Origin of the sequence: Vibrio tubiashii (genome assembly GCF_028551255.1) — a bacterium.
GTDB lineage: Bacteria > Pseudomonadota > Gammaproteobacteria > Enterobacterales > Vibrionaceae > Vibrio > Vibrio tubiashii_B.
In genome coordinates this window covers 1,309,701-1,333,449 of record NZ_CP117029.1, presented here as the reverse complement: position 1 = coordinate 1,333,449, position 23,749 = coordinate 1,309,701, and the positions used below count along the sequence as shown (strand labels likewise).

Annotated in this window: 15 protein-coding genes; 5 read left to right on the top strand and 10 right to left on the bottom strand. The window is 46.3% G+C overall.

All coding sequences use genetic code 11. The features are described 5' to 3' along the window. Positions 1–49 precede the first annotated feature (49 nt). From LYZ37_RS06030 to LYZ37_RS05995, 8 genes are all read right to left on the bottom strand, one after another. Positions 50–5,059 (bottom strand): NPCBM/NEW2 domain-containing protein, encoded by a 5,010-nt coding sequence (locus LYZ37_RS06030; RefSeq protein ID WP_272786892.1) that lies wholly within the window; start codon positions 5,057–5,059, stop codon positions 50–52. 144 nt (positions 5,060–5,203) lie between these two features. Continuing rightward, the gene (locus tag LYZ37_RS06025) at positions 5,204–6,727 is read right to left on the bottom strand and encodes a CoA-acylating methylmalonate-semialdehyde dehydrogenase (RefSeq protein WP_272786891.1); all 1,524 of its coding nucleotides are present in this window, start codon (positions 6,725–6,727) and stop codon (positions 5,204–5,206) included. 63 nt (positions 6,728–6,790) lie between these two features. Further along, entirely contained in the window at positions 6,791–7,948 is a 1,158-nt protein-coding gene (locus tag LYZ37_RS06020) for an iron-containing alcohol dehydrogenase (protein ID WP_272786890.1), read from the bottom strand. Between the two features lie 156 nt (positions 7,949–8,104). Further along, positions 8,105–9,592, bottom strand: a complete 1,488-nt coding sequence (locus tag LYZ37_RS06015) for an FGGY-family carbohydrate kinase (protein ID WP_272786889.1) — start codon at positions 9,590–9,592, stop codon at positions 8,105–8,107. An 18-nt stretch (positions 9,593–9,610) separates the two neighbouring features. Further along, complete coding sequence (locus LYZ37_RS06010) at positions 9,611–10,456, bottom strand: class I fructose-bisphosphate aldolase (RefSeq protein ID WP_004743412.1); 846 nt, start codon at positions 10,454–10,456, stop codon at positions 9,611–9,613. Next, complete coding sequence (locus LYZ37_RS06005) at positions 10,440–12,212, bottom strand: glycerol-3-phosphate dehydrogenase/oxidase (protein ID WP_272786888.1); 1,773 nt, start codon at positions 12,210–12,212, stop codon at positions 10,440–10,442. Before LYZ37_RS06005 ends, LYZ37_RS06010 begins: the two co-directional genes overlap by 17 nt. 43 nt (positions 12,213–12,255) lie before the next feature. Next, positions 12,256–13,242, bottom strand: coding sequence for an aldo/keto reductase (locus LYZ37_RS06000; RefSeq protein ID WP_272786887.1), 987 nt, complete (start codon positions 13,240–13,242; stop codon positions 12,256–12,258). Positions 13,243–13,251: 9 nt separating this feature from the next. Further along, positions 13,252–14,211 carry a sugar-binding transcriptional regulator gene (locus LYZ37_RS05995; RefSeq protein WP_272786886.1) on the bottom strand — a complete coding sequence of 320 codons (960 nt, stop codon included), beginning with the start codon at positions 14,209–14,211 and terminating at the stop codon, positions 13,252–13,254. A gap of 414 nt (positions 14,212–14,625) precedes the next feature. Here LYZ37_RS05995 and LYZ37_RS05990 point away from each other — a divergent pair, with 414 nt between their 5' ends. The 5 genes from LYZ37_RS05990 (at position 14,626) to LYZ37_RS05970 (ending at position 21,424) form a co-directional block, all read left to right on the top strand. After that, positions 14,626–15,651 (top strand): substrate-binding domain-containing protein, encoded by a 1,026-nt coding sequence (locus LYZ37_RS05990; RefSeq protein ID WP_272786885.1) that lies wholly within the window; start codon positions 14,626–14,628, stop codon positions 15,649–15,651. 139 nt (positions 15,652–15,790) lie between these two features. After that, positions 15,791–17,299 (top strand): sugar ABC transporter ATP-binding protein, encoded by a 1,509-nt coding sequence (locus tag LYZ37_RS05985; protein ID WP_272786884.1) that lies wholly within the window; start codon positions 15,791–15,793, stop codon positions 17,297–17,299. Beyond that, a complete protein-coding gene (locus tag LYZ37_RS05980) occupies positions 17,296–18,327 on the top strand; it encodes an ABC transporter permease (protein WP_272786883.1) in 1,032 nt (343 codons plus the stop codon). The genes LYZ37_RS05985 and LYZ37_RS05980 overlap by 4 nt, the downstream gene beginning before the upstream one ends. 14 nt (positions 18,328–18,341) lie before the next feature. Continuing rightward, on the top strand, positions 18,342–19,376 hold the full coding sequence (locus LYZ37_RS05975) for an ABC transporter permease (RefSeq protein WP_272786882.1): 1,035 nt from the start codon (positions 18,342–18,344) through the stop codon (positions 19,374–19,376). A gap of 539 nt (positions 19,377–19,915) precedes the next feature. After that, a complete protein-coding gene (locus LYZ37_RS05970) occupies positions 19,916–21,424 on the top strand; it encodes a DUF3360 domain-containing protein (RefSeq protein ID WP_272786881.1) in 1,509 nt (502 codons plus the stop codon). A gap of 225 nt (positions 21,425–21,649) precedes the next feature. On the opposite strand, the gene LYZ37_RS05965 is transcribed toward LYZ37_RS05970, so the two are convergent. Continuing rightward, on the bottom strand, positions 21,650–22,891 hold the full coding sequence (locus LYZ37_RS05965; RefSeq protein ID WP_272786880.1) for a hypothetical protein: 1,242 nt from the start codon (positions 22,889–22,891) through the stop codon (positions 21,650–21,652). A 5-nt stretch (positions 22,892–22,896) separates the two neighbouring features. After that, entirely contained in the window at positions 22,897–23,658 is a 762-nt protein-coding gene (locus tag LYZ37_RS05960) for a hypothetical protein (protein WP_272786879.1), read from the bottom strand. Between the last annotated feature and the right edge of the window lie 91 nt (positions 23,659–23,749).

Sequence of the window (23,749 nt, the reverse complement as noted above, 5' to 3'; positions counted from 1 at the left end):
AAACAAGGGCTTACTTATGTAAGCCCTTTAATTGTTTTGGTCAAACGCTTTACTGATGCAATTGCGCGTTCCCCCAGCTCGCATGATCATATCCGTTGCCATCGCCACCATCATTTACCTTTAGAGTAATGGACGTTTTGTCACTCGGAATGTCTATGGAGACCGGCTCTGCACCATCCGAACCGGTTAATGTCGCGCTTTGGAAGTAAAGAACATCATCAAGCTCGACCTGAAACACGACCGAACCCGAGTTTCCAACTTCATCATCAACACCAACGCTCGCGGTAAATCGGCTGTATTGCCCCGCTGTAAATGAATAGGTAATGGTAGAGTTTGCGTGCACCCCTAGCCCTTTAGCAAAGGCTTGATCACCAATTGAAATAGCCGTGCCATCTTGAGCACTCCTCTCACCATTACTCATGTTCTTCTCTATTGGCCCCCAGCCGTTGGTTGAAGCGTTTTCTTGGATATCACTAAGGAAGACAGTATCTGGAACATTGGGTGTACTGCCGGGGTTTTCCGTCATAAACAGATTGCCGGTTCCATTGTCTGAAGGATGTATCCAATTAGTGCCACCTTCCGGGTCAAAGGCGAACGCAAATCCAGTATGTGGGCCACTTCCACCACTGCCATTACTTAGTCTTAGCTCAAACTGATGCCAGCCTGGCGACAGATTTAAGTTAGCGGTAGAAACCCTATCACTCCATAAATCACTGCTTAAGACTAATTGACCATCAATCCACAATCGGGTCTTATCATCATTGTTTTCGCTAAATGAGATTTGACCGTCAGCATCATAGATGTAACCCGTATACACCTCCGTCGTATTGCCAGCAATAGCATCTTCTGTCTCACTCAGACTGGTAGTGATCGATGTTTTAGGGTTAGCGTCAGTTTCATTGATGTTACCCGACAAAGTCCCATAGAACAGACCGGGAACGGCGCTGCTGCCCCCTTCGCTAGGTATACGCAACTTGGCATCACCCCATGAGCCATGATCATTACCAACGCCGTCACCAGCATCAGAGACAATCAACTTCAATTCTTGAGCGCCATTACCTATATTGACGACAACATATTCAGCCACATCACTTCCACGTAAAATGCTACTTTGGTAAGCCATCACGCCATCGAGCCACACTTCGAATACAACCGAACCCGAGCTGCCAGTTTCATCATCGACCCCAATAAAGGCAGTAAATTGGTCGTAATTCGCATCGGTCAAACTGTATATGACTTCAGAGTAAGCATGAACACCAAGTCCTTTGGTAAACTCGCTGCCGCCAATTGAGATGGTTTGCCCATCGCCTGCGGAGTTCTCACCAACACTGGTGTCTTTTTCGATTGGACCCCACCCATTTGATGAAGAGGTTTCCGTCAAGTCGCTGAGATAGACGTAGGTGGTTGCCTGCGGGGGCTCAGGGACAACAATCGGTGGACCTTCATACTCTAATTGCTTGAGATAGGCGACCAATGCAGCTCGTTCTGAGTTATCTGAAACCGTATGTTGCGTCCCAATCAGCAAGGCGTCGTCTAACGTAGCCGCTTGACCGTTATGGAAGTACGGTGCACTCCCCCAAAGCCCAATTAAACTTGGCGTATCAAACCCAACACCTGCTAATGGCGCGCTAATCCCTTGCCCAGAAGAAGCCTGAATAGTCCCAACATCATGTTTTTGCATATCGGTATAATAGACACCAGAGTGACAAGCGTTACAGCCCTTAGACTCGAACAGAGCTTGACCCGTTTGAGCCTCACTGGTTAAAGACCCGTTAGCATTGCGGTGAGGGCTACGAGGAAACTTGTTCAAGCTACTGACGTAAAAAGCGAGGTTATCCAAATCTTCACTTTTGCCTGATTTTGATGCTCCTAATGGATTTTCAGTCAGCGCAAATAGCGCATCTATCATAAAGCCTCGACCTCCGAAGCCGTACCGGATGTCGTTCTCAAAGTCTTGGATTTCATCAAAGTTCGCCGTCCAATGGACACGCCCATTCCCTGTACCGGTTTTTCCTAGCAACGAAATGGTATTACGAAGCCCTTCACCGCGATCTGTGAAGTCCCATACTCTATGGTCACTGTCACCATCTGCGTGACAGCTCGCACAAGAAATGTAGCCATCTTGCGTCATACGCGCATCTGCAGCGTTGTAGAAGATCTGCTTCCCTTTTAGCACTCTAGGGTGAAGCGACTCACTAGCAACAACAGAAACTTGGGCAAGATCGCTAATCGTTCCGCGACTAGTTAAGAAACTACTTACATCATGAACCGAGACGCTTCTCGACATAAAGTTATGAACAAATAGCTTTGTTCCAGACAAGACCAAACCTCGTGGTGCCAAGCCTGTGTCAAAGATTTCTCCTGCTCGATTGAGATTATAAGCGCTGCGAATTTCGATGCTGTTTTGACCTTCAATAGCAATAAAAACTAAGTCACCAATGTCACTGAAAATCGCAGATTTAGGTTGCGCACGATCGTCAATATCGAGCGCGTTAGGCATAACACTACGCGCATTGAGGTCGAGTCGATTGACTACCGCACGAACCGTAGTTTCAAAAGTCAGCTTCTTAGTCTCATCACCTTCTAGATAAGGTCCACGATCCACGTTAGCCTTATTAGACGGTAACCATGCCGTATAACCATCCGGAGAGATAGCAACTGAGCCAAGGTAGTTAGCCACGCCTCGGCTTCGGTCAGGACCATCTATGGTCGCCGTATCTTTGGCAATCTGGTAGCTCTGATCTATGGTCATACTGCCAACATCTACCGCGACAACCTCCGCATACGCCTGAGGAGAAATAAAGCGAGTCACCAACACCTGTGACGACGCGCTGTCAATCGCAATACCTCTTGCACTGTGTCCTACATCGACCGTCCCAAGAATAGAGTTACTCGCCGGATCGATCTTAATTAACTGCCCACTCGCTTGAAGGGATACAAAAACACTGCTGCCATCGGGAGTAAACGCAATACCGTAGGGCTGGCTACCCCGTGGCAGCGGTATTGTCTCTTGTAACTGACCTTGTGCATTTAACACCGAGATAGTGGCGTCTGCCTGATTAACAACCCACAGATGACCACTCGGAGCTTTCGCTAACGTACGAGGTTGATCACCGACGGAAGATTCCCACTGCTTCGCGAACGGAGCGACGTTACTAATCGCGCTGACTGTGTCATTGTCTTCATTAACTACAATGATTTGACCATTTGCCTCAATGATGGTCGATGAAGCCGTTGGGGCAATGGAAGTTGGTTGGCGATAAACTGTCACAGGAACCGATTTACTGCTTTCAAAAACGCCGTCAGAGGTCGTTTCGCGTACCGTTACCACCGCTGACCAATGGTTTGGGTTACCATACACATGACTCGCACTACCGCTGCTCGAAAACGGTGTAGGGTTGCTTCCATCACCAAAACTCCACGAGTATTCGATACTGCCACCTAGCAAAGGTGAAGCCGTCGCGCTGACATTAGTGCCACTTCCTAGCGTGATTTTGTCATTGGCCGAGACGGAAATATCGTGACCCACTTGGGACCCTGTCGCAAAACGATACTCCGTTCTCCCCATGACGTTCCCAGCAAAGTCCGTGATACCATCAAGGACCACTTGGTAAATACTGTCTGAATCAAGAGATTGAGCTGGTGTGAAATGAATAAACCCTAAATTGGTACTGTATTCACCTTGGATAGGAGTAGCACTGCCAAGCTTCGTCACAGTAAACGTATTACTGTTGACTGAGTCCATAAGGATGCTGTCAGACAATGCTAGCCCAACTCGTGTGGTCAAAGGTTGAAGCGTTGAGTCTATCGCAGGGTTTGCTGCCGAAATATACGGTGGCACAACGTCAGGTGAGCTCTGATGAGCAATCAAACCACTCCCTGAACCGTGATCGTTGCCTACCCAGACAAGGTTACCAAATGGAAACACTTGCCCATGATCGGTGTTGCTACTGGTCGCATTGAGCGAGCTGCGTCCTAACTCCCGAATGTTATTGATGTCGCTAACATCGAGCACCGCTATATCATCTTGGTTACCAAGGAAAAGCTTGTTGTCTTGAACGTTACAATAAAGGTTTTCAAACCCAGTCAATGTTTCATTGACCAGTTGCATTGGGTTAGTGGTTGTATCATAAACGCGTAGTGAGTCACTGGTACTTCTCGCCCCAAAATAGGCGTATTTACCATCCCAACAAGAGGCGTAATACTTCTCGGGTAGACGATTGACCGTTTTCACCAAACTTGGGTTCACCGGATCATCAATATTAAGGATCGAGAAACCCGCCGTTCCTTCCATACTTGAGATAAACATACGGTTGCCAAGCGCAAAAATGGGCCCGACATTAAAGCCGCCTAGCTCCGAGTTAGGCACGGTTTTCACCAAGGTCGGATTACTCATATCGCTAGTGTTAACAATGCTTATCCCGGCATTGCCACGTGCGACGTAAAGATAGGGTGCCTGCCAGAAAAGTTGCCAAGAAACGTTGTTATAGTCACCGTAATTTACGCCTGAAATAGCAAGTTTTGATAATCGAATAGGATTGTTTACATCAGACCAATCCCATATTTCTATCCCCTTACCTGTCTGGATCGCAATGGTGTTGTTTTCACCAAGACCAAATGAATGTGGTTCTCGAAACTCAGCGGTGCGAAGCCCATCACCTGTGCGATTGAGGTTAGCCAGATCTGGCTCATAGACGGTTTTGACCAGCTGCATGGCTTTTGGATTGGATACATCTAAAGCAATCCAACCACCCGGGCCACCACCACTATCGGGGGCAAACACACCTACCATATAGCCATTCAGCATGGTCATGACGTTAACGCCATAATGCTTCCTGCCCGGGTAGTCCGGTGGTAAGAAATTCGTTGAGTCATCCACCAGCGGGCTGGAGACATGAGTGAATGCTTCTGAAGAGCTATAAGTCAGGTTTCCCAGACCAGGCCCTTGGGTAGCGTTCGCTGAATATGTAAGCGAGGTAGATACCAACCCCGCTAAGACACTGCTTACAACAGGGCGACGCCAAGTCTTAACAGACTTCATGAAGCTTGTGGCTTTCATCGCCTTCTCCTTGTTTTTATGGTCATTAAACAAAGCTCACTTTTTGGAAAAAGTGAGCACCTAAAAACATGAAGAGGACAGATCGACTTACCCTACTACATCAACTTGACGCGAACCGACTACGCACCTCCCCACGTAACTGGATCATTTCATCGTCGGCATAACAAACTCTGCTTGCGCGTGTGAAGTCGGTGTCGCGTTCGATTTAACACTGGAAGTCGGCCAGCGAGTGGTGATTGCCTTCATTCGCGTAAAGAAACGGACTCCATCTGGGCCATGCATATGCAGTGGACCAAATAGCGAGCGTTTCCAACCACCGAAACTATGGAACGCCATTGGTACTGGGATAGGCACATTGACACCAACCATGCCCACTTGAACATTTGCAGTAAAGTCTCTTGCGGTGTCACCGTCTGCGGTAAATATCGCAGTGCCATTACCATATTCGTGGTCATTAATTAATTTCAGTGCTTGCTCGTAGCTATCAACTCGCAACACGCAAAGCACAGGGCCAAAAATCTCTTCTTTATAAATGGTCATCTCTGGAGATACGTGGTCAAACAGAGAACCGCCAACAAAGAAGCCTTCGCTGGTTTTCGCCAGTTCATGCTCGCGACCATCAACAACCAAAGTTGCGCCTTCACTTACCCCTTGTTCTATATAACTACAGACCTTCTGTTTATGTTCGTTGGTGATCAACGGGCCCATGTCATTTTCAATCGTCTGCCCATACCCAGCGCCAACCTTTAACGTCGCAAGCTTATCTTGCAAGCGCCCGATAAGCGCATCACCAACCTCATCACCGACGGCAACCGCAACTGAAATTGCCATACAACGCTCACCCGCTGCACCGTATGCGGCACCCATCAGTGCATTCACAGCTCCATCGACATCTGCATCAGGCATGACAACCATATGGTTTTTGGCGCCGCCCAGAGCTTGAACTCGTTTACCGTATTTAGCGCCTTCCGAATAGATATACTCAGCAATCGGAGTTGAGCCAACAAAGCTGACCGCTTGAATTCTTTCATCTTGAAGTAGCGTATCCACCGCCTCTTTATCACCTTGGATCACATTAAATACGCCATCAGGCAATCCTGCTTGCTTAAGAAGCTCAGCGACAAACAGCGGCGCTGATGGGTTTTTCTCTGAAGGTTTCAAGATGAATGTGTTGCCTGTTGCAAGCGCGATTGGGAACATCCACATAGGCACCATCACCGGAAAGTTAAATGGCGAGATCCCAGCTACCACGCCCAGTGGCATCATTTGAGAGTGAGAGTCTACGCCAGTGCCCACATTTAAGCTGTGCTCACCTTTTTGCAAATGTGGAATGCCACAAGCAAACTCGACGACTTCTAAACCACGAGTGATTTCCCCTAGGGCATCACTGAACACCTTGCCATGTTCACGACTAATAATTTCTGCCAGCTCATTGCGATTCTCTTCAAGCAAGGCTTTAAACTTAAACAAAACTCGCGACCGGTTAAGCGGCGTTGTTACCGACCAACCCGAGAAAGCCTCTTGAGCGACACCTATTGCATCCTCGACTTCACTACGACTAGAAAGCAGCACTTGATTGTTCGCTTTACCGGTTGCTGGGTCAAAAACTGGCTGACTTCTTTCTGACTGGCTTCTAACATATTGATTATTGATAAAATTGCTGATCATTTTTTCTTCCTTGTTTAAATCTGTTGGGCAAAATCCGTTGGTTATAAACTGGGGTCTATCTGCTCACCATGCCGCTTTGTACAAACCAATCATGGCGGTTTTGTCTGGCACTCTTGGGTTGTTATTCGGGGAACCGGATGCCAACGCTTGTTCCGCCATCGTCTCAAGGCAGTTCAAATACGTTTGGTGGTCAATACCAAACTCCGCCATTGATGGAACACCTAGGTCGACGTTGAGCTGTTTAAGCTCGTTGAGCAGACGTTCAACCGCTTGGTCATCACTGATTGCTGCATCTGCTAACTCCATAGCTCTTGCACACTCTGCATAACGCGCTTTTGCTGCTGGTATGGAGTATTCCGTTACGGTTGGTAGCAACATAGCGTTACTCATCCCATGTGGGACATGAAAATGCGCACCAATAGGTCGGCTCATCCCATGTACGAGTGCGACCGAAGCATTTGAAAATGCGATACCAGCGAGCGTCGCGCCAAGCATCATTTGCTCTTTGGCTTGTTGGTTAGCCGGATTGTTTACTGCCTCACGTAGGTTTGGCGCGATCAGTTTCATTGCGTTGAGCGCCTGCTGATCAGTAAACAAGCCCGCTTTACCACTCACATAGGCTTCTATGGCATGAGTCAAAGCATCAATCCCGGTATCGGCGGTGATTCGCGCAGGGGCAGTCATGGTAAGTTCAAAATCAATCAATGCTGCTGCAGGAATTAATCCTGGTCCCATACACAGCAGTTTTTCGTCATTTGACTCATCGGTAATGATGGTGACTTTGGTCACTTCTGAGCCTGTTCCCGCAGTTGTAGGGATCGCGATCAATGGCATTATCGGCATGGTGACTACATTGGGTACGCTGTAGTCACGGATACGCCCCTGTGACTTAGCAAGCAATGCGATTGCCTTAGCACTGTCGATAACACTGCCGCCACCAAGAGCCACTACCCCATCGTAATGTCCGTCAATGGCTTGAGTCACTGCGGGAAGAATCGAAGCCTCAGTTGGCTCTGGAATGGTGTCGGTAAACGTCTCCGTTTCTACACCTGCGTCATGGATAATTTGCTGTAAGCGCTCAACTTGCCCTAGCGACTGCATAACAGGGTCAGACACTATCATCACTCGTCGACAACCTAACTGAATCGCTACCTCACCGACCGTGTTGAGCGCCCCTTGACCAATTTGCAAAAGCTTTGGTAAAACAATTGCTTGACTCATATTTCACCTCAATATCAATACCGATACATTTAGTATCATTATTTAAAATTATTTATTTTGGGCGAGTTAAGCCCTCCACATGACACGCTATGTGTTCGTCCGTGGTTAATTACTCTCGGATTAGGCGCTGCTAACTAGAAGCCCCTTAACGGCTTATTAAGCCGTAACAATTGCGCCTTTTAATAACTTGTATTTTTCAAAACGCGCGGCAAAAAAGTCCACTCGGTCTGGCTTTGGAGCAAAATGACGACTTGCAAGTGATTCACTAACAGTATTACTTAGCCTTACGTCACCGCACACACTGTTTAGAGCCATCATCGCGACACCTCTAGCGCCGACTTCATCAGATGTGCTGGCACCGACTTCAACATTAAGTACATCAGCAAAAAGCTGGCACCAATAGTCACTTCTCGATGCCCCGCCGCTAATAGCAATAGAATCTATTGGGTAACCGGCTTGGCGCAAACGAGAGATATGTTCAAGATGAGCAAACACGATTCCCTCGTAAAAGGCGTAAACAACATGAATATCCTGATGCCAACCTTTCAATCCCAACAGGCTAGCCATCGGCGGCTGTTTATCTGTTGTGCCATAGAGATAAGGCAAAAACATGGGATACTCAGCGTTGATTTCTAACAGGTTAAGTTGCTGATTAAACTCTTCAAATATCGAACCACCAGCGTGTTGTAATTGTTGCTGTTTCTCAGTAAAAAACCGTTGCACGAGCCACTCAAGGTTAGACGCAGAACAGGTGCTCGATTCAATCGCAAGGTATTGTCGCTCATTCATCTTACACGCCATAAAAACCTCTTGTGGCGGAAGTGAATCCGTTACCACCTGATTGATGTTCCACGTTCCTGCGACAACTGAAGTACTTCCGGTACTATCCGCTTCAGAGCCATAAGCACAAGCCACCACATCAAACATACCTGCAATCACTGGTGTGCCGATAGCCAATCCGGTTACCTCAGCCGCATGAGCCGTCACTGCGCCAATCACATCTTGACTGTTATAGATAGGCGGCAACTTAGTTTCGATGTCCGTTATGCCATACGCGGCAAGTAACTCTTCGCTAACCGTATCACTTTCAAAATCAAACAAACCCGAAGCGGTCAGATCGCCCCATTCGGTAGCGCATTCTCCAGTGAATTGAAAGTTAAGATAATCTTTACAAAACAGCAGCTGACCAATGTTCTGATAGACGTCAGCTTGGTGATGTTTAAGCCAATGAAGCAGAACAGCAGTTTGGGAAGACCAAACACCTTGCCTGTTTCTTCTCACTAACGCCTGATAATCTGCCGACGCTTGTAATTGGCTCACCTCATGCTCTGCGCGATTATCCAGTGACTTAATTGCCAACAGAGGTTGACGTTGTTCATCAAGCAAATAAACCCCGTTGCCATGCCCACTGCAACCTAAAGCGGCAATTTGAGTAGCCTCTATACCCGCAGCAGCAATGACCCGGCGTATCGCATCGGCGCACAGTTGCCAGCATTCAGCTAAATCCGCTTCTGTGTAATCGGGATGGGGAATATGAGTGGGATAATTGTTTGCTACTGCGGCTACCTCTGTACCATTTTGGTCAAAAAGAGCAGCTTTTACCGCTGTATTTCCGCAATCAATTCCTAGCGCGTATGAACTCATATTCCCTCCTAAACCTATTTACTTATCGCCAACGTAGATATTCATCGCCTGCTCAGTAGAGGCATCATTGTGAATCATCGCCATCAACGCATCTACCACTCGGCTTGGGTTCGGATGCTGATAGATATTGCGGCCATACACCATACCCAAGGCTCCTTGATCGAGTAATGCTCTCGCTTTCGCAAACACTGATTCAATATCTTCCCTGCCGCCGCCGCGTACAAGTACTGGGCAACGTGCCGCTTCAACAACTTTATGGAAATCATCAGCATGTGTGGTTGGGTCAGCTTTGATAATATCTGCCCCTAGCTCACGTGCCATACGCACTAGCGTGACAATTTTTTCGCAGTCACCATCGACCATGTAAGCTTGACCGTGTGTATTTGGCTGCATGACCAAAGGCTCTATCATCAATGGCATACCATACTTTTCACACTCTGCTTTTACTTTGCTGATATTGTCTACGCATTGCTTAAACAGCTCTGGTTCGTCGGGCAGCATAAACAAATTAACCACCACACACGCCGCGTCCATTTGCAAAGCTTGAATCAACGGTTGCTCGGCATTTTGTAGCAGCGCCCACATATGACGATGACGCTCAGCGTTATAAGGGTTACCCAAGTCAATACGCATAACCAATGCAGGCTTGTCTTTACCATCGACGGTTTGCAGTAAGTCGGCTTGGCCTGCGTTCATTTGAATGGCATCTGGTTTCGCTTTAACCAGCTGACCTACTACTGAAGACATATCTTCTAATCCGTCGAGAAACGATGGCTCATTGCACACGCCATGATCTATCGCTACATCGAGACATCGTCCATTGCTGAATAAGCGATTCATCCTCACTTTATTGGTTAAATACATACTCTTCTCCATTTACGAGTTGTTCATTTTCAATAATCTTTGTTCGCGTAACCGCTTCGCTGTGGCTTAGAGGTTGATCCAGCACGACTCCGTGTAGATTAAACAGCACCTCTTGGGCGCTTTCGCGGTCGGCGGTTTTTTCTGTCTCACTCCAATTGAAATGAGTTGCCACTAGTTCTGAAAGCTCATCAAATACTTGGCTATCTAGCTTGCCCTCAATCGCAATCGAGGTGCGACGTAAGATGACATCTAAGGTGGTGGCGACAAATTCGGTTTGTAGGATGTAATTGATTTCGCCAACGGTGTAGTCTGGCAATGAGCGCAAGGGCTGATCACAATGACTGTCCAAACGACGTAATAGCTCTTCACACTTTGTGCCATAACGCTTCAACCAGACGTTAAGTTGATGCATTGAGCGGTATGGGTAGCTCTCTCTTAGGCGGTACAGGTAGAGCTCTTGTTCGCTTTCGTTGGCCGGATAATTAGCGCCACCACCAATCGCTTTTTGCTTGGTACTGCATCTTCTTTCTATTTTGAGCGATGCCAATAGCTCATCGGCCACCTCTTCACCAAAGGCTCTAAAGGTTGTCCATTTGCCTCCGATCAACGAGTACACTTTTGTCTTACCAATGCTGTCTCGTTTGATTGAATGGCTTCTAGGAATTTGCCCTGTCGTCGAAGTGTTGACCGACGGCAGAGGACGCACGCCACAAAACTGATAAACAATCTGTGAACGGCTAATTTCTAACTCAGGCAGCACGCCTTTCAGTGAAAGTAGAATGTAGTCAATCTCTTCCGCGGTGCACTTTACAGATTCCGGATCACTGACGGGAATGTCCGTTGAACCTATGAGCACCTTGCCAAAATATGGGAATAAAATGCACACTCTCCCTTCGCTGTTCTCATAAAACAGCATGTTGCCATCTAGCTGATCGACGAGCTGTTGGTTGTCGACAATGATGTGTGATCCCTTAGTACCTTGCATGTATTGGCTAGGTGCTTGTAGCAAGCCATTAGTGAAATCCACCCAAGCACCGGTCGCATTAACAATATGCTGAGTGCGAACAATGACTGACTTACCTGAGTGTCTCTGGGTAAGGCGCAATTCGCCATCGTTAAATTGGGTCACTTTGCTATAGTTGAGCGCAATTCCGCCCGCTTCAATGCCCTCTTGAATAAGCTCAATGGCCAAACGTTCTGGAGAGCTAATCCAGGCATCGAAATAGGTCGCACTACTGCGTACTTGATTACCCATTAACGGCCAGCGCTGACGCGTTGATTTGGCAGAGTGCATTTTATGAGCAGGCATAAGCTGATCGCGCTTGGTAAACCAATCATAAAGCGTCAAGCCAAGCTTAATCACCACTGAGCCCCGCTGTGATGGGCGGTCTTTCAAACCTAAGAACTTTAACAACCCATCGAACATTCCTGACCAAGTGGAGTAAATCGGTATCGTTGTTTCCAGTGGAGCAACCAAATGCGGGGCGTTGTCCAAAAGGCGATTGCGTTCAAACAGCGCCTCTTTCACTAAATCAAACTCGCCATTTTCAAGGTAACGTAAACCCCCATGGATCATTCGCGACGGTGCAGCACTGGCTTTGGAGCAAAAGTCATCTTTCTCAACCATCAAGACTTTCACACCTTGCAATGCCAATTCCCTAAACACACTAATCCCATTGATGCCGCCACCAATCACGACGACATCAAACTCATTCGTCGTTTCTAAACTGTCAAATCCGGTCTTATTATTTTTCATTGCGTTCCCTGCCAACTATCTAGGTGATACCGAACGAGCCGTACTACGCCAGTTCAAGCTCACCAAAGAACTCATGCGATTTAGCATCTATAAATTTGACTTCTTCATGAGTCAGTATCACTTGTCCTGCTGCCGCGTTCTCTATCGCCTGCGCCGCATTTCGAGCACCACATAGTGCATAAGTGATCCCTGGCTGTTGCAATGTCGCCGCAATCACTAACTGAGCCACAGAGATATTCTTCTGACGCGCAATGGGTTCAATTGATTGGCAGAACTGCTGTACCCATCGACGGTTTTCGACAGTAAACATTGGATCTGTGATGCGTTGGTCATCTCCGGTAAATGTGCGCTCTGGAGAGACTTTTCCACTCAATAGCCCCATAGCTAAAGAAGAATAGCTAAGGCAAGACACATGAGTTGCGATCGTTTTCGGTAGTAAGTTCTCCTCAAGCTGTCGTTCGATCAGATTGTATTTCTCTTGCACCGCATCCACGACGCCGCATTGCTGATACGCCGCCAATTCCGCTTGATTGGCATTGCTGATCCCTATTGCTCGGATCTTGCCGGCTTTTTTTAACGCAAGTAATGCGTCCATCGTTTCTTCAACTGGGGTCGTTGGGTCTTGCCAGTGAGTGATATATAGGTCTAGGTAGTCTGTCTGCAAACGTTTCAAACTTTGCTCGACTTCATAGTGGATAGCATCTGCGCCTAAGTAACGATGGACAGGTTTGCCATTCTCATCGAAGAAATGATTACCTTTATCTGTGTGCCAAACCAAACCGCATTTCGTCGCCAATACAACTTGATCGCGCTTGCCCTTTATGGCTTTGCCTACCAACTGTTCGGAAACACCTAAGCCATACGCAGGAGCAGTATCAATCAGCGAAACACCACAATCCAATGACGCATGAATGGCTTCAATTGCCGCTTTTTCGTCAGTGCCGCCCCACATCCAGCCACCCATTGCCCAAGTGCCTAAGCCGATCACTGATGCATGAATACCTGATTGTCCAATCTCTCTTGTTTGCATAACTTTCCCCTATTTTGCTTGTTCTAAAACACTGGCTATTGTGTCTTCGTCCGAAACTAATCCGTTAATTAACCCGCCTCTCAGTGCGGCAAGCATTGCTGACACCTTCGACTGAGTTGCCGCAACACCGAAGCTGTGCTCGATATTGCCAAGTTCTGTTAAATTCAAACCCACTAACTTGCTATTGATCTGCTCTGCGCATTCAGCGCCGCGTTCGTCATATAAATGCGCGAGTACCTCGCCCTGACACTGGTGGCTGATTTGAGACTCAAATTGCTGGCCACTTAATGACCGCAAGTCGTAGTAACTATCTGTTTCACTGGCGACAGAACCAATCCCGACCAAGGCAATATCTGCATTGCGCGCTATGTCGAGCACTTCTCTAACGCTACGCATCTCCATTAACATTTCGCGTTGCTCATCAGTATCAACAAACAGCGGGGCGTGGAGCTGAGTACTACTGCCGCCCAGTTTTTCTGCTAAACGAGAAGCAAGATAATTCACATCCGTAAAGTGATGCCCTTGCACACCGCCTGTTGCAGGAACCACCTTTACATCAGGGAAGTTCATCGGTTTTATCTGCTCAACAATCATCGACATGGTTTTACCGCCACTTATGCAAATAACGCTGTTTGGCTTAACCGTCTCTATCAGTAGCTCACCTGCAGATTGTGCGACCTGTTGGGTAACCACTGCTTCATCTTGGCTAAGGCTCGGCTGAATAACCGCAGTTTTCAGTGAGAACATATTAAGTAGACGTTGTTCTAATGTGTAGGTGCGTTCTTGCGGAAGGTTCAAAGTGATTTCAACTAAACCATCATCATGAGCTTGCTTAATGACACGGTTGACCTTAGCTGTCGATAAACCAAGTTGCTTAGCAATATCTGACTGACTGCAGTTCTCCATATAACGTAGTGTGAGGATTTTTGCCGTCTGCCTTAATATGTCGTCTCGCTCACTCATCGCCATATACGCTCTCCTACTTACCTTTCATCGCTTGTGGGACGCTCTTCTTTACTACTCATTTACCCGCCCAACAAAATGTAAACAAATCGTGAAATTTATTTCACTTGAGTAAAAAGTAATCACAAAAAGCACACCTTGCAAGTTAAAATGATACCAATCGTATCGTTATTACCATTTAAGTGCGATAGATCACAATAACAGCCAAAACTGATACGTATTGTATCGTTATGCTATTGACCGGTTACATTTTGTTCACTAACTTTTAACACGTGAAATATATTTCACCTGTCTGAAAGATAATTCACATCATTGAGAACAACGGGTTGTACTGCTTAAGACGAGAATGAGATGGATGTAAGTCAAATTGCAGTTGTTGCTCCGAAGACGAGTGAATACCACATATAAATGGAGAAAATTATGAAGTCAGCGACTTTAAACAAGATGCTTAAAAAAGGACTTATTGCTACGAGTATTCTCGTTGCGTCTAGTTTCTCAGCAACAACACTGGCCAATGAACGTATTGCTTTTTTCGTTTCCGACCTTTCCAACGTGTTCCACCAGTCACAAGCGACAGAAGCGAAACGTTATGCGAAAGAGAAGTACGGCGCAGAAGTGGTTATTTTTGATGGCAAAGCAGACTCAGCGGTGATGACGCAGAATGTTGACCAAGTGGCTGCGGGTGCATTTGACGGTGCTTCACTGCATATTTGGGATGGCGAGGCTGCCACCCCTGGCGTAGAAGAAGCGCTAGATGAAAAGATCGCAATGACCTCTTTCTTTAGCCCAATTACCGATACTGGTATCCCAACGGCGCGAAGCGATGAGGCAACCGTCTCTTTTGATATGGGTGCTCAAATGGCGAAAGCATGGAAAGAAGCTAACCCTGATAAACCTATTGTGATGGTTCAGTTGGGCTGGCCTAACCATACAGAAGTAAGCTCTGGTCGCACAAACCCGTTTGCTGAAGGAGTGCTTTCAGTTGACCCAAGCGCGAAGAACCTTGGTGCACTTGATGCAAGTGGCGGTCAAGAAGCAGCCAAACAGATCATTGTTGACCTGCTCACTCAGCAGCCTGAAGTTAACCTTATCTACTCTGAAGCCTCTAACCTGACGGTCGGCACGATGGCAGGTCTTTCTCAACTAGGACGCGGCAAGTTTAAAGATGGCAAACCTGTCACAGAGATTGTCGCGAGTGTGGACTTCGACTCAGTCGAATTCGAGCAGATTTATGATCCAAATTCTAGCTTGAAGGTATCGATGGGCTTACCGCCAATTGAAACAGCTCGCGGACGCATTGACTTAGTCATGGACGTTATCAATAACAAAGTGGCTTCAAGTAACGACACCGCACAAGAGTTCTTCTACAAAGCTTACACCATCTCTTACTGGACAATGCCTCAGCCGGATGCAGAGAAGTGGCTAGAAGCACAGTTTGGCAACTAACCATTATAACTGGGCGATCTGATTGATCGCCCAGTTATTCAATATTCAATGAATCAAAACAAGGAAAGAGCGGCTTCATCTGTACCGTCGGCAGTGACTGAACAGTTTTGAAGATCCACCATATTAAGGAGAGATCATCTTGAATACTCACAATTCAACTTCTGTTCTCTCAATTGAAGGACTCGTTAAAGACTACCCTGGCGTCAGAGCAGTCAACAACGTCAGCTTTTCAATTGAACGCAGCACAGTCCATTGCTTAATCGGCGAAAATGGCGCGGGAAAATCCACCTTGGTAAAAATGATCACAGGTGCGATTCAACCAACCCAAGGCACAATGAAGGTCAACGGTAAGTCATATACGCCAAACGGTACTCAGAGTGCCCGTGAAGCTGGCATAGCGACTCTGTTTCAAGAGCTACACGTTGTTGACGAACTAAGCGTGCTGGAAAACTTAACTCTGGGTATGGAGCAAAGCCGCTTTGGATTTCTGATTAAATCTGATTTAGAGCAGCGTGTTATTGATACGTTGGCGACTATTGAGCCATCAATCGATCCTTATGCGCGTGTTTCTACCTTAGGGGTCGCGCAAAAACAGATCATCGAAATTGCTCGCGCGGCCTCATCGGGCGCCAATGTCATTATTATGGACGAACCAACAGCAGCGTTATCAGAGCGAGAAGTTGAACGCCTGTTTACCGTCATCCGCAGACTACAAGAACAGCAGGTTACGGTGATCTACATCTCCCATAAGTTGGATGAGATTTTATCACTCGGAGATAGAGTCACTGTGATGCGCGATGGGCAACATATTGCTACCAAGCCAATGGCAGAGGTAAACGGACGCGAAGAGCTGATCGACATGATGATCGGACGAAGTATCCTTCACGACTACACACCACGCGACACCATCAGCGACGAAGTGTTTTTATCCGCTGAGAGACTGAACAACCATAGGCTGAAAAACGTTTCATTTACCATTAACAAAGGTGAGATTGTCGGGTTTTATGGTCTGGTTGGTGCGGGTAAAACAGAAATCGCTCGTGCTATATTTGGCGCAGACAAAGTCTCTGGCTCGATCAAGCTTAACGGTCAAGAAGTAGGAAAATCTCCTAGAGAGGCGATCGCGGCAGGTATTGCTCTCGTCCCTGAAGAGCGCCGCACACAAGGGCTGTTTACCAACTTAACCATTCGCGAAAACATCCCGGTCATGAACTTACCTAGAATGTCAGATTTCGGCGTATTTAGACAACGCGATGAACTCAATGCCGCTCTCGACTATGTCGAAAAACTGTCCATCGCTACCAGTTCAATAGAAAAACACACGGAAAAACTCTCTGGTGGTAACCAGCAAAAGGTGGTCATTGCCAAATGTCTTTTCTCGCAGGCCAAACTACTGCTACTCGATGAGCCTACTCGCGGTGTCGATGTCGGCGCGAAGAAAGAGATCTACGACTTAGTGAAAGAACTCGCCAATCAAGGCAACTCTGTTGCCGTCTTTTCTACCGAACTTGAAGAGATTCTCGGCGTATGCGACCGCATCTTCGTTCTTTATGACGGCTCTTTGGTTTCAGAAATCACTAACGGCTCTGACGTTGACACCAATTTCATTTTGAACGCCGCGACAGGTGGCCTGCAGGAGGCAGTATGATTAACACTACACTGGGTGCTGAGACCTCTCCGCAGCATCTTAAGAATCGAGTCAGCGACCAAATGTACATTACGATGCTGGTTGCCGGCGTCGCTATCGGGCTATTTTTAGTCGCTTCGGTATTTGTACCGAACTTTTTCCAAGTGCAGAACATGCTTAACTTGGTAACCAATAACTGGTCGGTGATTGCACTGGGCGTCGGAGTTTCATTCTTACTTATCTCGGGCAATTTCGACCTTTCCGTCGGCGGCATCGTCGCTTTATCAGGCGTCTTATCAGTTTGGTTCGCCCAAGCTGCGACAGGTGGTTCAGCGCTTTCAACCGGATTAGGCTTACCATACTGGCTAGCCATTATTGGTGCCCTACTTGGAGCCTTAGCCATAGGTGGTTTAAACGCACTGTTCGTGGTTAAGTTTAAAATCCCATCGATCATCGTCACCTTAGGTACCATGATGGTCGCAAGGGGCATTGCTCAAGTGATCACTGAAGGCTCGCAAAGAAACACCAATCTACCCGCTGAATTTGGTTATCTAGGAAACCTCAAGGTGTTTGGCACCTCGATGCAGTTCCCAGTGCTGTTTATGCTGCTTTTGTTAGCTGCGGCGATCTTTATTGAACGCAAAACCGTGTTCGGTCGCATTACCTATTGGATTGGTGCGAACCCAGAAGCGGCCAAGCTTTCCGGTATTAACAACGCTAAGCATATTACCTATCTCTACCTATTTAGCGCACTGGTTGCAGGAGTTGTCGGCATTTTGCTTTCCTCGGAGTTTAAATCTGGTTTCTCTAACCGTGGTTTGCTGATGGAGTTTGATGCTTTGGTCATTGCCCTACTTGGCGGCATTGCCATTGCCGGTGGCTTCGGCTCAGTTATTGGTATGTTCTTCGGCGCGATCATTCTCGCAGTGGTCACCTCCGCGGCTACCGGCCTTACCCTGTCACCTGACTGGCAATTTATCTTGAAAGCCGTCGCGGTCTTTTTAGCAATAACGGCTCAAACCTGGGCTCTATCCCTTAGAAATAAATAGTGATGGTGAATGCAATGTCTGAATCAACAAAAGTATTAAGCACTCCACCAGCCCTAGGTGGTCAGGTTGCTGAATTTATTAGAAATTACTATATCTATTTTGTGTTGGCCGCCATTGTGGTCTTCCTTAGTAGCGTTAACCTCGATCAGTACGCACTGTTTGAACGCGGCAACTTCTTGTACAAGAAAAACGTGATTAACATTCTGCGAGTTTCCGCGCCAATACTGGTTCTGGCTGGTGCCTTTACCTTGCTCATGGTCTCGGGCTACATAGATTTGTCGGTTGGCAGCACAATGGGCTTAACCGCCGTAATCTACGCCATGCTCGCGATTAACGGTGTCCCTTTCATCGCGGCCTTTTCTATCACCGTTATGTGCGGTGTGCTGCTTGGTGCTTTTAATGGACTGTTGGTGGTCAAATTTAACATTACCCCCGTCATCGCCACTCTCATTACATTGAGCCTATACAAGGGCGTTGCTCTGCTATTAGTGGAAGATGGTGTCTCTGCCATCAAATCGATGGGCGATATGAAGATGCCAAGTTGGTTTAACGACTATGCCCGTGATGCTGTCCTACTCGGCTTACCAATGGCATTTTGGGTTGCCGTTGGCGTAACTGCTCTGCTGATTATTCTGCAAAACCGTTCGCTACTTGGTAAGTATGCCGCGGCAACAGGAGGTAACCCGACTGCAGCTAAACTATCTGGTATTAAAACTGGATTGGTTGTGTTTGCTCTCTATTCCATTGTTGGCGCTACTGCCTCATTAGCAGGTATTGCTCGCGCAAGTTTTATGTCTTTAGGTGACCCTTTATCAGGCGATGGTATGGAGCTAACCGCAATTTTGGTTGTGCTGATTGGCGGTACTGCATTTAGTGGCGGTGAAGGAAAAGTGCTGCGCTCGTTTATTGGTGCGTTGATCATCATGACTTTGACCGTCGGTATGCTCACGCTCGTTCCGGCTTACTATCAAACTTTAGTAATAGGTGGCGCACTGCTCGCCGCTGCGGCCTCCAACCATTTGGTTAGCCGCAAGCAACATCAGAGTTAAGCTCTGTTTTCAACCCATAAAAAACCTGCCAATTTCTGTACGAAAATGGCAGGTTTTTACTATCTAGTCAGAAGTAATTAATCGCGTAGCGATGCACCAAACTTCTCAGATACGTAAGCAACGATAACGTCAGTGCGATTGCTAGGCTCTTCTTACCTTATTATCTAACCTCTTTAAACTTGCAGGCTAACTCTACGACTAATGTCTAAGCCACTGAGACTATTTGTTTTTTTCAGTTTGGTTTAAGGTACTAACAACTTAAATGATTACGTTTATTTGTAGGGTAATTTGCTCTTTATATTTAACTGTGAACCTCAGGCTTTTACAACAGTACCAATGATATTCAAGCTTGTTTTCGACCCTATTCTTAGTCAGTTATCTTCACTTTTAAATAATAACTCAAGTTACCCCCAATAGAGATTTATCGAATTCTTTGTAGAGAAACGAATATCACTCACTACTCCGCTACCTCTTAATACCGGAAGTAAATTACGTTTGTTGGAACAACACACCTCAGAGTGTGAACGAAAGGAATCAAAATGAGCAGTACTTTAGAGTCCGCACATATAAGAACAGATAAGCCTCAAGCCAATGAGGATGAACTCAGTTATGAACAACAACACAAACCAAGCTCTGAATTTGAGTCCCGAGAGCAGTATCTAGAGCACGAATTGCAAATCATGTCGCCTAAGCGTTGGCGTCCAAACTTGCCGTTTAAAGATTATCGATTTGAGATTGAAGACACCATCCCAGCAATGGCGGCGACCATTGGTAAAGTAGTAATGGTGGGCGCTATTGCAGCAACCTTTGCCGGAGCTCTAGGGCTAAACGAAGGGTTTGTTCTAGAAAATGTTCGTTATGAATTACTTATCGCTTCAGTTTTCATTATTCTTTTCTCTGGCTTTCTATTGCCGACCGCTAACCTCGCAGGTACACACGGTCCACTTATCCCTTTGATTCCGATTGTTGTTGCTGCTGGCGGGCACCCGATGGCCTTTGGCTTGCTGATTGGCGCGTTTGGCTTATTGCTGGCCATCAGTAAAGGTGGCAGCATGTTGGCAAATCTCACCAGTAAAGGTGTGTGTGGCGGCTTGTTGCTCTACCTAGGCTTTGTTGGAACTGTTTCTCAAGTCAAAAAGCTATTCGCTTGGGCTGAAGGAATTGGTATGAGTCACATTGCTTTCGTCGTGATCTTTTGTACCATTATTTTGTACGCGCTATTGGAACATTTCCGTAAGCGTTGGCTAGCAGTGCCTCTTAGTTGCTTGTTGGGTGGCACGTTAGCTTTTGCGATGGGCGCACCGTTTTCTTTCCAAACCGAGCCTGGTTTGCCTCATATGAACCCTATGTATTGGTGGGGAGAAGAGACAGGTTGGATGCTAGGCCTACCGACAATTGAACACTTCATGGTGGTACTGCCGTTTGCTATTTTAGCAGTGGCTATGTGGTCACCAGACTTCTTAGGACATCAGGTTTTTCAAAAAATCAGCTACCCGAAACGTACCGAAAAAGTACACATGAATATTGACGATACCATGACCACGGCTTCAATTCGTCAGACGTTTGGTTCTTTGCTCGGTGGTACTAACTTTACCTCTTCATGGGGTACTTATATCGTACCAGCCGCAATTGCTAAACGCCCTATTCCTGCGGGTGCATTGCTGACGGCTCTGTTTTGCATCATCGCCGCAATTTGGGGCTATCCGATGGATTTGGCTATCTGGCAACCTGTACTTTGTGTTGCGCTAATCGTTGGTGTATTCGTCCCATTGCTAGAAGCTGGCATGGAGATGACGCGCGAAGGGAAAACCACTCAATCCGCCGCAATCGTTGTATTTTCATCAGCGCTAGTAAACCCTGCATTTGGTTGGTCGCTCACTATGCTGTTAGACAACTTAGGTTTAGTCGGTTGTAAAGAACGTAGCGGTGAACTGAGTAAAATGAGTCGTTGGGTGTTGCCTAGCATTATGTTTGTGGTGCTAACCAGTGTGATGGCGTTAGTTGGGCTTCTACCGGGGGTATCAGCGATTATTCCAAGCTTTCGATAATCGTTAGACGCGAGTTGAAGCCAATGGGTATTTAACCTCTCGGTTATATCTGTAAAAACTAAGGCCTCGCCATTGCGAGGCCTTTGGTTTTTGAGGTGATGACCAGCCAACTCATTTTTGCCCCAAAGCGTTTTAGTTAAATCTATTAATAGTGCAGATAAAGTGGTGCAATAACTTACTTTTTCTAACCCTAGAACATCTACAAGTTTGTAGGTTTTGTCAAAGTTAGTCTGCCGAACTACAAAAAACAGAACTAAGAGATTGTAAAGATAGCTTTATGAACTTCTCACCCATGTCGTCATCAATGGTGTATTTAGTCTGTTCTTTTCCATCAACTTCAACCTTTTCATCTAGGATAGTGAATCTAGCTCTATGCTCGCTGTCTGGGGTAGTTAGCACTAAATCACCCTCACTATCTGAGATTTCATCGAACCATAGTTCAAGTGTTGGTAGTTCTTCCCTCGTAGGGAACTGGAATTTTTCGTATTTACCTTCAATTACGGCTATATCTTCAAATTCAAAGCGATTGGTTAGGTCTTCCAATAACTTCTGACACGAATTTTTTACTAGGTTCTGTAAAGGTGACGCATTAGCCATCTTGATGACTTCTCTAGATGCTACGTCATGTTCTAGGTTGCTAAAGCTTGCCTCACCAACTACACCCATATGACCACGTATAACCTCTTCGATAGCACTAAAGGTATTTAATATGTTCTGGTCTCTAGAATTTCCATCTTCTTCTGGTGACACATCCCATACCTCTTTAAAGTCGTCACCCATGTAATACGCTAGATGAATGACTTCTGAATAGGCTCTGCTGAATATCTCTACACTAGAATCTGACAAGTCTATGAACCTAACCCCTATGTCATCACTAAGCTTATGCAGGTTGTTTTGGAGATGTGTATACAACTGGTGAATGAAACCATCTAGAGCTCGTTTTTGGTCGGGGTTCTTTTCTTTGTGCTCCGAGAAATGCTCGTAAAAGCTATAAAGGATTTCACCTGTCTGAATAACAAACCTATTCACTTCCGCTACAGCAGTCGGCTTTAAGGTGACTTCGCCTTTTTCTTGAATGCGGTTGAACTCGTACAATTCTGAGAAAATTACAGGTAAATCTTCCTCTGTTATATACTTGAACTTCGCATTCTTTACCCGTCTTCCCATGACTTTTTCAAAATGCTTTTGTTGCTCGTAATACATTTCATAAAGACGCTTGTCCTTTTGTAGCTCTAAACCCTTCATAGTCTGCTCTGAACGGTGGTTAGCAGTAACCCAAGCAACTAAAGGAATGCTCAAAGAGGCGATAGTCATAGGTATTTTGAAGGTCGTCCAGAAGTCAGCTAGTAGCTTGGGTGCATCTTCATAGGTGTGGAGCACGTAACCCAATGCAAATGAGCCTAAAATCGGTACTCCTATTGCTGCTTTGAATAGCTTTGTTTGAGATAGTTTTTTGTTATCTGACATTGGTTCTACCTTCTCATTGAACCTATAGCTCCTGAACCTATAGCTTGGACTGCTAGAATGTAATGCCCATCCAGTTCAGCAAGGTTTCGATAGCACACTTCAAAGTGATTATCTTCGATAAGTCTCTCTTTCGTATCTTCGGGCAAGGTAAACGAGTAACCTTCTTCGGTGATAATTTCACTCCTCACCATATTGTATTTTGCGTTAAACACGTTAGAAGGCATCTTCTCTTCTTGCTCTGGTACTCCAAAAGGGATTTCCTGTTCAAAGAAGATTCGCAAAAACTCTTTTTCTTCATCTTTTAAGTCGTTAGAAAAGGCTATCAAGGTCTTTTTACGTTCTTCTGCGAGGTAGTTCGTTAAACAATCTCGAACAATTGGATGCAACTCGTAGACGTTTTCAGAGAAGCTCTTGCGCCCTATGGCTCTGATGTAACCAATGTTATGAAAGTGAAGAGCAGGGTCTCTATTTCGCTCTAAAGATACGCTTTCGGATAGCATTCTTTTTAATAGTGAAAACTCTGTTCTATCGAGGTGAGGTAGCGTTGATTCAACTTCTCGTCTAAATGCCGATACCTTAGACTTTACCTCTTTCCTTGCAGCCTCTAGTGCTTGCTTTTGTTGAAGTGACTCTTCATTTTTGTCTTGTCTACGCTTGTTCCAAGATTTCAGCCAATACAAAAGCTCTATGGATAAGTGGGAAAGGCTGTAAGCGGTCAGCATAAGTATGTAGGGGATGTATTCATTTGGTAGCCTCTTCGAAGCCATGAAAGCACTTGTGAAGCTCCAAAAGAATACTAGAAGCAGCACAAACACAAATAGCTTTAAGGCTGTCTTAACCGAAGTTACTGCTGTTACA

Excerpts from the sequence above, each read along its gene's own strand:
- LYZ37_RS05980 (WP_272786883.1), top strand. The coding sequence starts at position 17,296 with ATGATTAACACTACACTGGGTGCTGAGACCTCTCCGCAGCATCTTAAG.
- LYZ37_RS06030 (WP_272786892.1), bottom strand. The coding sequence starts at position 5,059 with ATGAAAGCCACAAGCTTCATGAAGTCTGTTAAGACTTGGCGTCGCCCT.
- LYZ37_RS06000 (WP_272786887.1), bottom strand. The coding sequence starts at position 13,242 with ATGCAAACAAGAGAGATTGGACAATCAGGTATTCATGCATCAGTGATC.
- LYZ37_RS06020 (WP_272786890.1), bottom strand. The coding sequence starts at position 7,948 with ATGAGTCAAGCAATTGTTTTACCAAAGCTTTTGCAAATTGGTCAAGGG.
- LYZ37_RS05965 (WP_272786880.1), bottom strand. The coding sequence starts at position 22,891 with ATGTCAGATAACAAAAAACTATCTCAAACAAAGCTATTCAAAGCAGCA.
- LYZ37_RS06010 (WP_004743412.1), bottom strand. The coding sequence starts at position 10,456 with ATGTATTTAACCAATAAAGTGAGGATGAATCGCTTATTCAGCAATGGA.
- LYZ37_RS05975 (WP_272786882.1), top strand. The coding sequence starts at position 18,342 with ATGTCTGAATCAACAAAAGTATTAAGCACTCCACCAGCCCTAGGTGGT.
- LYZ37_RS05960 (WP_272786879.1), bottom strand. The coding sequence starts at position 23,658 with ATGGCTTCGAAGAGGCTACCAAATGAATACATCCCCTACATACTTATG.
- LYZ37_RS05990 (WP_272786885.1), top strand. The coding sequence starts at position 14,626 with ATGAAGTCAGCGACTTTAAACAAGATGCTTAAAAAAGGACTTATTGCT.
- LYZ37_RS06015 (WP_272786889.1), bottom strand. The coding sequence starts at position 9,592 with ATGAGTTCATACGCGCTAGGAATTGATTGCGGAAATACAGCGGTAAAA.
- LYZ37_RS05970 (WP_272786881.1), top strand. The coding sequence starts at position 19,916 with ATGAGCAGTACTTTAGAGTCCGCACATATAAGAACAGATAAGCCTCAA.
- LYZ37_RS05995 (WP_272786886.1), bottom strand. The coding sequence starts at position 14,211 with ATGGCGATGAGTGAGCGAGACGACATATTAAGGCAGACGGCAAAAATC.
- LYZ37_RS06025 (WP_272786891.1), bottom strand. The coding sequence starts at position 6,727 with ATGATCAGCAATTTTATCAATAATCAATATGTTAGAAGCCAGTCAGAA.
- LYZ37_RS06005 (WP_272786888.1), bottom strand. The coding sequence starts at position 12,212 with ATGAAAAATAATAAGACCGGATTTGACAGTTTAGAAACGACGAATGAG.